Annotated in this window: 16 protein-coding genes; 15 read left to right on the plus strand and 1 reads right to left on the minus strand. The window is 48.2% G+C overall.

What is annotated here, in order from left to right; genetic code table 11:
- Positions 1-28 precede the first annotated feature (28 nt).
- Entirely contained in the window at positions 29-850 is an 822-nt protein-coding gene (locus tag ATN88_RS18605; RefSeq protein ID WP_067419172.1) for a CbbQ/NirQ/NorQ/GpvN family protein, read from the minus strand.
- A 645-nt stretch (positions 851-1,495) separates the two neighbouring features.
- On the opposite strand from ATN88_RS18605, the gene ATN88_RS28380 reads away from it, so the two are divergent.
- The 15 genes from ATN88_RS28380 to ATN88_RS18675 all read left to right on the plus strand — a co-directional run bounded on the left by ATN88_RS28380 (position 1,496) and on the right by ATN88_RS18675 (position 13,398).
- Positions 1,496-2,527, plus strand: coding sequence for an NAD(P)H-dependent oxidoreductase subunit E (locus tag ATN88_RS28380; protein WP_269748196.1), 1,032 nt, complete (start codon positions 1,496-1,498; stop codon positions 2,525-2,527).
- Positions 2,528-2,681: 154 nt separating this feature from the next.
- The gene (locus ATN88_RS28385; RefSeq protein ID WP_269748197.1) at positions 2,682-3,326 is read left to right on the plus strand and encodes an NADH-ubiquinone oxidoreductase-F iron-sulfur binding region domain-containing protein; all 645 of its coding nucleotides are present in this window, start codon (positions 2,682-2,684) and stop codon (positions 3,324-3,326) included.
- Positions 3,323-4,027, plus strand: a complete 705-nt coding sequence (locus ATN88_RS18620) for a 2Fe-2S iron-sulfur cluster-binding protein (protein ID WP_067419176.1) — start codon at positions 3,323-3,325, stop codon at positions 4,025-4,027. Before ATN88_RS28385 ends, ATN88_RS18620 begins: the two co-directional genes overlap by 4 nt.
- Positions 4,024-4,656 (plus strand): NADH-quinone oxidoreductase subunit B family protein, encoded by a 633-nt coding sequence (locus tag ATN88_RS18625; protein WP_067419177.1) that lies wholly within the window; start codon positions 4,024-4,026, stop codon positions 4,654-4,656. Before ATN88_RS18620 ends, ATN88_RS18625 begins: the two co-directional genes overlap by 4 nt.
- A gap of 13 nt (positions 4,657-4,669) precedes the next feature.
- Positions 4,670-6,136 carry a Ni/Fe hydrogenase subunit alpha gene (locus ATN88_RS18630; protein ID WP_067419178.1) on the plus strand — a complete coding sequence of 489 codons (1,467 nt, stop codon included), beginning with the start codon at positions 4,670-4,672 and terminating at the stop codon, positions 6,134-6,136.
- Positions 6,120-6,623, plus strand: coding sequence for a hydrogenase maturation protease (locus ATN88_RS18635; protein WP_067419179.1), 504 nt, complete (start codon positions 6,120-6,122; stop codon positions 6,621-6,623). The genes ATN88_RS18630 and ATN88_RS18635 overlap by 17 nt, the downstream gene beginning before the upstream one ends.
- 62 nt (positions 6,624-6,685) lie before the next feature.
- Positions 6,686-7,189 (plus strand): Crp/Fnr family transcriptional regulator, encoded by a 504-nt coding sequence (locus tag ATN88_RS18640; RefSeq protein ID WP_067419180.1) that lies wholly within the window; start codon positions 6,686-6,688, stop codon positions 7,187-7,189.
- 383 nt (positions 7,190-7,572) lie between these two features.
- Positions 7,573-7,914 carry a hydrogenase maturation nickel metallochaperone HypA gene (gene hypA, locus ATN88_RS18645; protein ID WP_067419306.1) on the plus strand — a complete coding sequence of 114 codons (342 nt, stop codon included), beginning with the start codon at positions 7,573-7,575 and terminating at the stop codon, positions 7,912-7,914.
- Positions 7,914-8,783, plus strand: a complete 870-nt coding sequence (gene hypB, locus ATN88_RS18650) for a hydrogenase nickel incorporation protein HypB (RefSeq protein ID WP_067419182.1) — start codon at positions 7,914-7,916, stop codon at positions 8,781-8,783. Before hypA ends, hypB begins: the two co-directional genes overlap by 1 nt.
- 18 nt (positions 8,784-8,801) lie before the next feature.
- Complete coding sequence (locus tag ATN88_RS26190) at positions 8,802-9,143, plus strand: response regulator (RefSeq protein WP_198158411.1); 342 nt, start codon at positions 8,802-8,804, stop codon at positions 9,141-9,143.
- Between the two features lie 20 nt (positions 9,144-9,163).
- Complete coding sequence (locus ATN88_RS18655; protein ID WP_198158412.1) at positions 9,164-10,273, plus strand: sigma-54 interaction domain-containing protein; 1,110 nt, start codon at positions 9,164-9,166, stop codon at positions 10,271-10,273.
- 24 nt (positions 10,274-10,297) lie between these two features.
- The gene (locus ATN88_RS18660) at positions 10,298-10,609 is read left to right on the plus strand and encodes a HypC/HybG/HupF family hydrogenase formation chaperone (RefSeq protein ID WP_067419183.1); all 312 of its coding nucleotides are present in this window, start codon (positions 10,298-10,300) and stop codon (positions 10,607-10,609) included.
- On the plus strand, positions 10,596-11,768 hold the full coding sequence (hypD, locus tag ATN88_RS18665) for a hydrogenase formation protein HypD (protein ID WP_067419185.1): 1,173 nt from the start codon (positions 10,596-10,598) through the stop codon (positions 11,766-11,768). Before ATN88_RS18660 ends, hypD begins: the two co-directional genes overlap by 14 nt.
- Before the next feature lie 23 nt (positions 11,769-11,791).
- Positions 11,792-12,763: a hydrogenase expression/formation protein HypE gene (gene hypE / locus ATN88_RS18670; RefSeq protein WP_232313392.1), complete on the plus strand. Its 972-nt coding sequence runs from the start codon at positions 11,792-11,794 to the stop codon at positions 12,761-12,763.
- Between the two features lie 125 nt (positions 12,764-12,888).
- Complete coding sequence (locus ATN88_RS18675) at positions 12,889-13,398, plus strand: HupE/UreJ family protein (protein WP_198158413.1); 510 nt, start codon at positions 12,889-12,891, stop codon at positions 13,396-13,398.
- The last annotated feature ends 63 nt before the right edge of the window (positions 13,399-13,461 follow it).

Raw genomic sequence — 13,461 nt, forward strand, 5'->3', positions numbered from 1 at the left:
AACCTCCTGATGATTCAAACATCGTGCTTCAAAAACATCCTTGGACGGTTGCTTCCAAGGTGTCGCGCATATCAGCGTCATCACTCAATGGACGAACCAACGCCATTTGACATGCAGTAACAGCAGGAATGCCTTTTTGAATGAGTTGCGCGGTGTAAACCAATAGACGTGTAGAAATACCTTCGTTCAAACCATGTCCGACGAGGTTTCTCGCATGCTTTGCAATTTGAATCAGTCTGTCAGCAGTGTCTCTGTCTAAACCTGTTTCATGACAAACGATAGTGGCTTCTGTTTCTGCATCTGGGTAAGAGAATTCCAACGCTGCAAATCGTTGCTTGGTCGAGGTTTTGAGATCTTTCATTAACGTTTGGTAGCCAGGGTTATAGGAGATCACCAAATGAAAATCTTCATGCGCATTTAATAGTTCACCTTTCTTTTCAAGAGAAAGGGTACGGCGATAGTCTGTCAAAGAGTGGATCGCGACCGTAGTATCCTGACGCGCTTCTACAACTTCATCGAGATAACAGATTGCACCAATTCGCGCTGCTGTTGTTAATGGCCCATCTTGCCAATAAGTGCCGTTTGCATCGAGCAGATAACGACCAATTAAGTCGGATGCAGTCATGTCTTCGTGGCAGGAAATGGTGATGAGTGGGCGAGCTAACCGCCAAGCCATATGCTCGATAAATCGTGTTTTACCACAACCTGTAGGGCCCTTCAGCATCATAGGGATACGAGAATCATAGGCGGCTTGAAATAATGAAATCTCGTCACCAGCTTCTTGATAATAAGGTTCACTGGCAATTATATACTGACTATCTTCGCTAACAGTTTTCACGGCTTGAGACATGCTTTACTCCTTTGAATCTAATCATTATTTCTAATGAAGGAGACGGCTAAAGTGATTGTTTCGTATATATGCGTTGAGTTTCTTAGTGCCCATTAAGGAGGTTTTCAAACAATCAAAATGCTATCTAAAAGCCAGTGTCATTTATTTCGTCAGTGAAGTGAAATTTAAACTTCTTATAACAATCATAATTAAAAGTTTCTACTGGCTTGCGTGGGTAACTGTTTTAAGTGTTGGTCAATCCCAATAAAAACAGATGGATAAATGGTTCTATAGGTATTGCGGATACATGTAATTTTAATGGAAAGCAACTATCCACTATTTAGATGAAACGGAAGGTGAAATACAGGCGGCTTAAACGGCATGTTTGAAAGAATTTATTTGTTACCATGATTTTATTGGCTTTTTTCATCTTTGTGGAAATGTGGCTTCAACATTGCAATTCCTGATGGAAATAAAGCTAGCATCCATGATTTAAATAACAGCTTTCTTTGGTGGTTAATTAGGTTGCCGACGAAGATATGTGATGTTTATTTTTGACAATTTAGGCGAGGAATTCATCGCATACAAGATGCTGCTTTATCCATATTCCCTCAAGAAGTTGTTGTAGAGCGTTTACAACATAAGAGAGGCATAAAGGAGTAAGCAATGAGCAATAACGTAGAAACGATTCTGTCGCGCTACTTGCATCGCCGGGAAAGGCTCTTGGACATGTTGATAGCGCTACAGGAATTGGACGGCTACATATCGAGTTCCTCAGTAAGTGCGCTAGCCGCAGGGTTAAACATCTCTCCCTTAGACGTAAGGGAAACCATTTCTTTCTACCATTTCCTTCACGACGCCCCCGCAGGTAGACACCAAATCTATCTAGCGGATACCGTTATCGCCCGTATGAAAGGTTACGAGTGGGTGAAAGAGGCCCTCACTGAAGCACTGGGTTGTGCATTTGGAGAGGTGACGGATGACGGTGAGTTTGGATTGTTTGACACCCAATGTATCGGCCTTTCTGATCAAGAGCCAACCATGTTGGTTGACGGGATCCCCTTTACGGATTTGACGCCAGACAAAGTCAAAACTGTCGTAGCAGCATTGAAAGCGGGTGTTTCACCAGAAGTGCTTGCCAATCCAGACAATGTAGACGGCAAAACCAAGTCTTATGTCCACTCGCTGGTCGATTCAAATATTTGCCAATCTGGCCCCATTTTCTTTCGAGAACGCGTGGATATCGACAACGTGATTCAAGACGTTGTGACGTATTTACCCGCTGAAGTTATTGAAGCCACCAGCACATCAAAGCTGCGTGGCCGGGGCGGTGCTGGTTTTTCCGGGGGCTTGAAATGGCGATTGTGTCATGACGCGCCAGGTGACACCAAATACGTCATTTGTAACGCAGATGAAGGGGAGCCAGGCACGTTTAAAGACAGGGTTATTCTGACGGAATCTCCCGAGCAAGTGTTTGCTGGAATGATCATCGCCGGTTACGCCGTGGGAGCCAGAGAAGGGATCTTGTACTTACGTTATGAATATCGGTATTTGGTGAGGTATCTCGAGCATACACTCAGCGACATGCGACAGCGTGGCTTGCTGGGAACCAGTGTTGGTGGTAATGCATGCTTCAGCTTCGATATTCGCATTCAACTGGGTGCCGGTGCCTATATTTGTGGTGATGAGTCGGCTTGATTGAGTCTTGTGAGGGTAAGCGAGGTACGCCTCGTGTTAAGCCTCCGTTCCCCGTGCACCAAGGGTTCATGGGATGTCCGACTGCTGTAAATAACGTCGAAACATTGGCTAACGTCGCAAGATCTTCGAACAGGGGGCGCGATGGTATGAAGCGATGGGAACGGCAGAATCTGCGGGCACACGACTTATCAGTGTGTCGGGAGATGTTGAAAAGCCGGGTATTTATGAGATTGAGTGGGGAATTTCTCTTAAAGATGTCCTCGAGCTAGTAGGAGCAAGAAACCCTCGCGTCGCACAAATAAGCGGGCCATCTGGTGAGTGTGTTTCCGTCGCCAGAGAGGGTAATCGCACCTTTTCTTACAAAGACCTCTCCTGCAATGGCTCTTTGATGGTGTTCAGTTATGAGCGAAATCTGCTGGAGATCGTTAGGCACTTTATCCATTTCTTCGTAGAAGAATCTTGTGGCATTTGCACGCCGTGTCGCGCGGGCAACGTTGAACTGTATAACAAGATGTCCCTCGTCATTGAAGGACGTGCTGTTGAGCAAGATCTTGAAGAGATCTTTGAATGGGCAAAGATCATTCGAGGCTCCAGCCGCTGTGGTCTTGGCACTACGTCTCCCAAACCCATCATCACTTCCTTGCAAGCATTCCCTGAAGAATACAAACAAAAATTGGTTGAACAGAATGGGCCACTGCTTGCTTCTTTCGATTTGAATGCGGCATTGCATGAATTTACCGTTGCAACCAACACGCTTCAAGGAGCCGAAACGGCGCAGACAGTGGAGGGATCGAAATGAGCATTACCTTGACGATTGATGGAAAGGAAGTTACCGCAGAAGAAAACCAGATGCTGGTAGATGTGGCGGCCGATAACGGCGTTTATATCCCCACACTCTGCTACCAGCGTGGCAGACCTTGTCTGGGCACCTGTCGTGTTTGCACCTGTAAAGTGAACGGCAACAACGCTGCCTCCTGCACGGTGCCAGTTTCAGATGGCATGGTGGTGGAGGTTAACGAACCGGAAACCAAAGACATTCGCAAGGCACTGATTGAAATGCTGTTTGTCGAGGGCAAACACAATTGCCCAAGTTGCGAGAAAAGCGGCCGTTGTGACCTTCAAGCTGTGGGCTATGAAACTGGCATGATGGTTTCTCGTTTTCCTTACCGTTTCCCGGTTACTGAAGTGGATTTTCGTTCTAACAAAATTTGGCTGGAGCGAGACCGATGCATTTTCTGCCAACGATGCGTTGAGTTCGTGAGAGACGAAGACACAGGGCAAAAGATCTTCAACATCAATGGACGTGGCGCGAAAGCGCGGATTGAGATTGATATCGAACTGGCCAACAAAATGAGCGATGAGCAGGTAACGCAAGCGATGGAACTGTGTCCTGTCGGGTGCATTTTGAAAAAAGCTGTAGGGTTTGATGCGCCAATTGGGCAACGCAAATTCGACATTTCGTCAGTGCGTGATCGCGCGACAGGGAGTAGCGAAAAATGAGTATCGGTTCAGTAGAAAGCACGCATATCTTTTCCCACGATCTTCCTCGCACACCGCTGGATAAAGAAACAGAAGCCCAGCGTGAAGGGAAAATCAAAGTCGCCATGATTGGCCTTTGTGGGTGTTGGGGCTGCACATTGTCATTTTTAGATATGGATGAGCGACTTCTGGGTTTGCTCGACAAAGTCACGGTGACGCGCTCTTCCATCACCGACGTCAAACGCATCCCAGAGCGATGCACCATTGGCTTTATTGAAGGTGGCGTTGCCAACGAAGAAAACATCGAAACCCTTGAGCATTTTCGTGAGAACTGCGACATCTTGATCTCGGTAGGAGCGTGCGCGGTGTGGGGCGGTGTGCCAGCCATGCGGAATCAGGTTTCTCTCACTGAGTGCCTAGATGAAGCGTATGTTTCTTCTTCAACCCGCCCAGCGAATTCTGACAACGTTATTCCCCATATTGATGTCCCCAAAATCACCACCAAAGTTTATCCGGCCCATGAAGTCGTCAAGATGGACTATTTCATTCCAGGCTGTCCACCAGATGGCGATGCCATCTTCAAAGTGCTGGACGATTTAGTGAATGGACGCGAGGTAGATTTACCAACGTCGGTTAACCGTTACGACTAAGGGAGAGAGGATAATGAGCAAGACACTGGTCATTGATCCGGTTACTCGGATAGAAGGACATGGCAAAGTCACCCTGCAATTAGACGACAATAACAAGGTGACGGATGCCAGATTACAGGTTATTGAATTTCGTGGCTTCGAGCGATTCATTCAAGGGCACCCATATTGGGAAGCTCCGATGTTGTTGCAACGTATCTGCGGAATCTGTTTTGTTAGTCACCATCTGTGCGGTGCCAAAGCGTTAGACGATATGGTTGGCGTAGGTTTGAAAGATGGCATTAAAATGCTGCCGACGCCGGAGAAAGTGCGACGTCTGGGCCATTACGCGCAACAACTGCAATCGCACGTGACAGCGTATTTCTACCTCATTGCACCAGAAATGGTGTTTGGAATCGAATCCGCGCCAGAAAAACGCAATATCCTTGGGCTCGCCGAAGCCAACCCCGAGCTGGTGAAACGCGTGATCCAGCTGCGTAAGTGGGGGCAGGAATTGATTGCCGCTGTGTTGGGCAAACGGATGCATGGCATCAGTTCTATTCCTGGTGGGGTAAATAACAATCTCAGTATCGCAGAGCGGGATAGGTTTCTGAAAGGCAATGAAGATCTGCTTTCGATCGATGAAGTCATCGATTATGCGCAGGACGCACTCAACCTGTTTTACGCCTATCACGAGAAGCATCGCGATGAGATTGATAGCTTTGGTGTCGTCAATGCGCTGGATATGTGCCTTGTCGATGATAACGGCGATGTGGATTACTACCACGGCAAGATGCGTGTCATTAACGAAAACAAGGATGTCGTGTTAGAAACCGATTATCACGATTACCTTGACCATTTCTCGGAAGCGACAGAAGCGTGGAGTTACATGAAATTCCCTTACCTAAAAGCCATGGGACGGGAAGCTGGCTCTGTGCGCGTTGGCCCGCTGGCGCGTTTGAATGTAACGCGACAGTACAACACGCCTTTGGCGCAAGAAGCTCTGGAGCGTTTTCACGCGTATACCAAGGGAAAAGCCAACAACATGACCCTGCATACCAACTGGGCGCGGGCGATTGAAATCCTCCATTCTGCAGAGCTAATCAAAGACTTGCTCAACGATCCTGATCTTCAAGGTGACAACCTCATTATTACGCCAGCTCAAGGCGCATGGACAGGTGAGGGCGTGGGTGTGGTTGAGGCTCCACGTGGCACTTTGCTTCACCATTATCGTGCAGATGAATCCGGCAACATGACGTTTGCCAATTTGATTGTGTCTACCACTCAGAACAATCGAGTAATGAACCGTACTGTGCAGTCAGTTGCGCAGGATTGGATTTCAGGAAAAGCAGAAATCACCGAAGGGATGATGAATGCGATAGAGGTAGGGATCCGTGCATACGACCCATGCCTAAGCTGTGCTACGCATGCCATGGGACAAATGCCACTTCAAATCTCGTTGCTTGATGCAAAAGGACGCCTGATTGATGAAAAGTTCAGATAAGCCTCTTCGCTTAAGCGATTTCGATTTGATCTACGGGATTGGTAATGTCGGGCGGGAAGATGATGGTCTTGGTTGGGCATTTGTCGATGCGATTGAATCCATGAAAGAAATTAACGCCAAATTGGTCCGGCACTATCAACTTTTCTTTGAAGATGTGGATTTACTGCGTCGGCATCAGCGTGTTTTGTTTGTTGATGCAACCAAAGAGGTGACAACGTCACGATATGCAATCGAAAGCGTGATGCCAAAGCTGGATGACTCCTTCACCTCGCATGCTATATCGGTTCAATCCATCGTCGCGATGTGCCACCAGTGCTATCAGTCATTCCCCGATGTTTGGTTATTGACCATAAAAGGAACAAGCTGGGAGCTTTCACTTGGTTTGACCAAGGAGGCCGATGCCAATCTCAAACTCGCGCTGGAAGGCTTGTTGTCTGAAGGCATATCGGAACGCAAAGACGATGTTGAACGCGATAAGAATACTTAGAGCTCACGGCAATCTGTCGACCCGTTGAGAACAACCTCTTTTGAATGCACAAGGATACCAACATGAACATACCCTACGAAGAAAACGTTGCACGTCTGATATTGGAAGCGCCGATTGGGCAATACATAGGGGAGTCCGGAGCCAGCATTCTCGCTCAACAAGCGGCGACAGAAATATCCCTTAATGATGGAGAGTTTCTTTATCGAACGGGAGATGTTGCCAACAGCTTTTATATCGTAACGTCTGGACGGCTGGCGTTTTGTCGGGAAAACAAAAGCTCAGGAAAGATCAACTTGCTGCACACACTCCATCAAGGTGATTTGATTGGTGAGCTCAGCTTTATCGACGGTGAACCAAGGAGTATTTCAGTGCAGGCTCTCGGAGCAGCGACTGTGCTTTGCTTTCACCGAGAAGATATTGACCCTTTAATTACGTCCCACCCAAAACTGGTCTTTGATTTTATGCGAGCGGTCGTGAAACGGGTTCATCACACCGTGACCGCAATTGGTCAGCAACAAGCGGAATTGGCGGATTACATCGCCACAGGAGGAAAAGGACGCTTTTAGAAACTGTCGTTTTCTATACCCAAACAGCCTCCTTTTTCACGTTGAATGGGTATACCTGTCTTATAAATTTCTTTCCGGTTTTCCCTTCTGAGCTTTGGCGATGAGGGGATTTTTTTGCTTTTGGGCAAACGGAAACTCACCTGATTAGAAAGTTTCCATAAATTGAGAATATCGGAAACTTACCTTTCAATGACAGTTCCGCGTGTTGAAATTTCGTTTATACCTAGTTTTATTATGGTTACTTTGAAGGCGCGTCAGTATTGGGTTTAGCGATTGAAATTACGCAACAGCCCGTGTTTGGCACAGTACGTGCTCTGTTCCTTTTCATACACCAAGTAGAACAAACCAAAATAGCGCGAAACAAGCATCAAGGGACACACGATATGCACGAGTTATCCATCTGCGAAAGTATCGTCAGTACATTGAAATCACATGCTGAGACTCAAGACTTTTCTCGCGTAAAAGTACTGCGATTGGAGATTGGAAAATTCGCAGGTGTTGAGATTGAAGCGTTACGTTTTTGCTTTCCCATTGTCGCACTAGGCACGGTCGCTGAAGATGCTGAAATGGAGATTACCTTGGTATCTGGAACCGGTTGGTGCGAGGTATGCCAAAGCTCATCAGACATGCTGGAGCGATACTCTTCGTGCCAACAATGCGGCAGCCAAGGGCTATCAATATCATCGGGTGAAGAAATGCGCATAGCCAATGTGGAGGTCGAGTAATGTGTACGGTCTGTGGCTGCGGAGATAGCAGTATCGAAAATCATCATCATGAACATCAAGATCACCACCATGAGCACCATGGTCATACGCATCACTATGGAAAAGGCCCTGCGGGTGTGCACGTGGCGGGCATGTCGCAAGCTCGCATGGTCAGTATCGAGCAAAATATCTTGGCGCAAAACGACCACTATGCAGAGGAAAACCGCACCCATTTCCTCACAAATGGCCAGCTAGCATTGAATCTCGTGTCCAGTCCTGGTTCAGGCAAAACAACGCTCTTGGTCAACACGCTCAATCAATTGAAAGAGACCTTGGTGATGGCCGTGGTTGAAGGCGATCAACAAACCACGAACGATGCAGAGCGCATCCGTGAAACGGGTGTGCCAGCGATTCAAGTGAACACAGGCAAAGGCTGTCACTTAGACGCGCATATGGTGGGTCATGCCGCACACGACCTTAAGTTAGTGCCAAATTCGCTTTTGTTTATCGAAAACGTTGGCAATCTCGTGTGTCCAGCGGCATTTGATCTCGGCGAGCATTGTAAAGTCGCCATTCTTTCCGTCACTGAAGGCGAGGACAAGCCTCTCAAGTACCCAAACATGTTTGCGGCGGCTGAGTTGGTGATCCTCAACAAAATCGACTTGCTTCCTTATGTGCAGTTTGATGTCGCACGCTGCAGAGAACACATCCATCAGGTAAATCCTAATGCCACAATCATCGAGCTATCTGCAACGACGAATGAAGGCATGGAGCATTGGTTTGATTGGTTAAACGCGCAGAAAAACCTTGTCCTGACGCATCAGAAAACCATTCTTCTCAGCCAGATTGAGGCTATTGAAGAGCGACTCGATTCAGCGGGAAATAAATAGGTAACGGGTGCTGTCGTTATGCAAAGTTCTCGATTACCTATAGTGCTGGTTGTTGATGATGAGCCGATGTCACTGCATGCGATGCGTCGGATCCTCGAAGAAGACTTCACGGTTTTGACCGCAGAAAACGTCTTAGATGCTGAGAATGTCCTCACAGAAATCCCCGTACAAGTGGTGGTTTCTGATCAGCGTATGCCAGACATGACAGGGACAGCGTTTCTGACCAAAGTGCGTAAGCAGTGGCCTGACGTTATCCGCATTATCATCTCTGCGTATACCGATCCGTCCGACCTTATCAAAGCCATTAACGAAGCGGGCATTTATAACTTCATCCCCAAGCTTGGCAGCCTGAGCATCTGATTCTCACACTGAAAAATGCCGTGCGTCTTCATACGCTGCAAAGAGAAAACGAGCTTCTTAATGTCGAGCTTAAAGTCACTGCGCCCCAAGTCGATGACCAGCTAAAACGTAAGCGTGAAGAGTTAAAGAAACGGCACCACTTCGACAACATTATTTGTGCAGAGCAAAGCCCAATGAAAGGGATTTGTGAACACGTCGCACGAATAGCACCTTTTGATATACCCGTGTTAGTGACGGGCGAATCCGGAACAGGGAAAGAGTTGATTACCCGCGCGATTCACTATTCAAGCCACCGTGCTGATAAGCCTTTTGTGACGGAAAACTGCGGTGCCATGCCGGTTCAACTTTTGGAAAGCGAACTGTTCGGACATACGCGGGGAGCGTTTACTGGTGCCACCTCTGAACGTATTGGTTTGCTGGAACAAGCCGATGGTGGAACGGTATTTCTTGATGAAATTGGCGATACCTCGCTGGAGTTTCAGGTCAAGCTGCTTCGTTTTTTACAAGAAGGTGAAATGCGTCCGCTTGGCAGTAACCGAAGCCGTAAGGTGAATGTTCGCGTCATTTCAGCGACGAACCGCAACCTCGAAGAAGAAGTGCGTGCGGGGCGTTTTCGAGAAGATCTGTTTTATCGGCTCGCTGCTGTACCGCTGCACATACCGCCGCTCCGTGAACGAAGCATGGACATTCCCGTTATCGCAAACAGCATTCTGAAAACCCATATGCTGGCTTATGACAAGGCAGTGGAAGGTTTTACTCAAGAAGCACTGGACTGCATGGTCGCTTACCCGTGGCCGGGCAATGTCAGAGAACTTGAGAACGAAGTTAGGCGGATGTTGGTTATGACCGATGCGACATGTCTTGGCGCGGATTTGCTCTCTCCAAAAGTTCTCCGAGGAGCATGTTCCGGTGTGTTAGGTGACGAGTTAGCTGACGTATTCGGCGAAGTAGATGAAGGCAGTCTGAAAGATCGCGTTGAAAGTTTGGAAGCACGGATATTGAAAGAGACGCTTATTCGTCATCGATGGAATAAAAGCAAGGCAGCACTGGAGTTGGGGCTTTCCCGTGTGGGACTGAGAGCGAAACTCGAGCGCTATGGACTCGACCAAGACAAGTTGAGCCATTCATAGCGGGACAAGATAAGGAGATTGCGAATGTGCCTTGGAATTCCCGGACAAATCATTGCGATTCAAGACAATGCGAATTGCATTGCGACGGTTGAAATATCTGGTGTGCGCCGGCCCGTGAACATTGCTTGTGTTCTTAATGGTGAGTCGCCAGAAGAAACGGTGGGTGAATGGGTATTGGTCCATGTTGGCTTTGCCATGAGCAAGATTGATAGTGAAGAGGCGGAGAAAACGCTCGCATTGCTAGCAGAGATTGGTGAACTGCAGGAAGAGTTGGATGCCATGAAGCACTCAACGTCTCAGGAAGGGCAAGAAGGAAACAATCATGAAGTACGTTGATGAATTTCGTAACCCTGATGTTGTGAGCGGCATTGTTGAAGCCATAAATGCCCAGTTGAATGTCATTGAACAGCGACGAGGAAAGCCAATGCGACCGCTCCAATTGATGGAGTTCTGTGGCGGTCATACCCATACGCTGTTCAAGTACGGTATTGAAAACCTACTTTCTGATCGTATTGAAATGGTGCACGGGCCAGGTTGTCCAGTCTGTGTTCTTCCTATGGGACGTGTTGACGACTGCATAGAGATTGCTGCCAATCCCGATGTGATTTTTACCACCTTCGGTGATGCCATGCGTGTGCCGGGTCTGAAAGGTAGCTTGCTTGATGCCAAGGCCAGAGGTAGCGACATCCGCATGGTTTATTCCCCGTTAGATGCGCTGGAACTCGCCAGAAAGAACCCAGACAAAGATATTGTGTTCTTTGCGCTCGGCTTTGAAACCACCATGCCAAGCACTGCCTTGACGGTTCTACAAGCGGAGAAAGAGGGGCTGACGAACTTTTCGCTTTTCTGTAATCACATTACGACCGCACCAACTATTGATGCCATTTTGAATGAGCCAGATCTGAATTTGGACGGCTTCCTTGCGCCTGGACACGTGAGCATGGTGATAGGGATGGAACCTTTTGAGTTTATCGCAAGGGATTACGATAAACCCATTGTCATCACTGGCTTCGAACCGCTCGACATTCTTCAGTCGATCCTGATGTTAGTCACCCAAATTGCCGAACAACGTTGTGATGTGGAAAACCAATATCGACGTGTAGTGGAAGATAACGGAAACGATCCTGGTTTAGCCGCCATTAAGAAGGTCTATGACACGTATCCGGTTACAGAGCTTCGAGGCTTCGGGGAAATTGGTGATGCGGGCGTCCGTCTGCGTCCGAGCTATGCCGCGTGGGACGCCGAGCAAAAGTTCGTGGTTTCACGTCAATCCTCAAACGACCCAGATACATGCCAATGTGGGGAAGTCCTCAAAGGTCTGATTCGTCCTTGGCAATGCCAAATGTATGGTAAGTCCTGCACGCCTCAGTCTCCACTTGGCGCATTAATGGTGTCTACAGAAGGAGCATGTTCTGCCTATTACAACCATGGTTTCCGAGCACCTGACAGCGGTCAGAAACGGATTGCTGTTGTCGATGCCTCGCACTCAGCTTAAATCGCGATTGAAGGAGAGAAGTTATGGCCTTACAACAGCAACAATTTTTCGCTGAGTCGTCCGAAAATACTGAGCGCATCACGCTTGCTCATGGCAGCGGTGGGATTGCGATGCGCCAGCTTGTCGAAAGGGAAATCGTGGCCGCTTTTTCTAACCCGCATCTCTCTCAGTTAGAGGATCAAGCGCGTCTTGATCTCAGTGAGTTAACGCAACTTGGTGATCGATTGGCGATGACCACAGACTCCTTTGTCGTTGATCCTTTGGAATTCCCCGGCGGTGATATTGGCACATTGGCAGTGAATGGCACGGTCAATGATCTCGCCATGAGTGGCGCAAGGCCGTTGTACCTCACATGTGGCCTCATCATAGAAGAGGGACTCTCGCTTGAAACATTAAGGCGCATTCTCGCCAGTATGAAAAAGGCAGCAGATGAAGCAGGTGTTGCCATTGTTTCTGGTGACACCAAGGTGGTGCACAGAGGGGCAGCAGATAAGCTTTTTATCAATACAGCAGGTGTCGGTGTGATTCCTCAGGGTATGGATTTTCGTGTGTCTCAGGCGCAACCAGGAGATGTGGTTATCGTGAACGGTTGGGTGGGTGACCATGGCGCAACGGTTATGGCCACACGCGGTGATTTAGTTTTGGATACGAACGTTGAGTCAGATTGCCGCTCCCTCTATCAAGAGGTTTGTGCCTTGATGTGTACGAGCGAAATTCACTGCCTGCGAGATGCAACGAGAGGCGGTATCGCAACCGTATTGAACGAATTCGCGGAGAGTAGCGGCGTAAGGATCATGCTGGATCAATCTGCCATACCAGTCCGAGATGAGGTTCGCGGCGTGTGTGAACTGCTGGGTCTGGATCCGCTTTATCTCGCTAATGAAGGGAAGTTTCTGGCGATTGTTCCAGAGGAACATGCCAAGCATGCGGTCGACGCATTAAGAAAGCTTCCGGGCGCAGAGCAATCAGCATTATTGGCCGAGTTGAACCGATAACGGACATCAGACCGCGTGCTGGTGTATCGATGAAGACCTCTTTTGGCAGTGAACGCATGATCGACATGCTGACGGGCGATCAATTGCCACGCATTTGTTAGTCAAACGAAATAGGAAGGATGAAGATGAAAGGTAATGGATTAAAACTCGCCGCGATCCTGAGTGGCATGATACCGCTTAGCTCGTTTGCCCATACTGGACATGATGTAAGTGGTTTTATTGCAGGCTTTAGCCACCCGTTGACGGGAATTGATCATCTTATTGCCATGGTTGCGGTTGGCATATGGGCGTTCATGCTTAAAGACGCTGGCATCAAACAGAGTAGTTCGATGATACCGTCAGTTTTTCTTGCCATGATGGCTTTCGGCGCAGTACTAACATTTTCAGGTTTCGCGTTACCGCTGGTCGAAATGGGTATTGGCGTTTCCATTGTATTGTTGGGTGTTTTGCTGGTGGCAGGTCAGCGACTTTCTCTGGGCATTACGCTTCCGATGACCACAATGTTTGCCCTGTTGCATGGTGCGGCCCACGGCACAGAAATGCCACTTTCAGTGGATGTGGCCGGTTATTTTTCAGGTTTCCTGTTCGCTTCAGCACTGCTCATCTTCTCTGGGTATGGCGCAGCAGTCTGGTGATTGAGCAGTGGACGAGAAATAAGGCGACAAGACTTATTATGCCCATGACCGGCGGCTTAATTG

Source organism: Enterovibrio coralii (genome assembly GCF_001559595.1).
Taxonomy (GTDB): Bacteria; Pseudomonadota; Gammaproteobacteria; order Enterobacterales; family Vibrionaceae; genus Enterovibrio; species Enterovibrio coralii.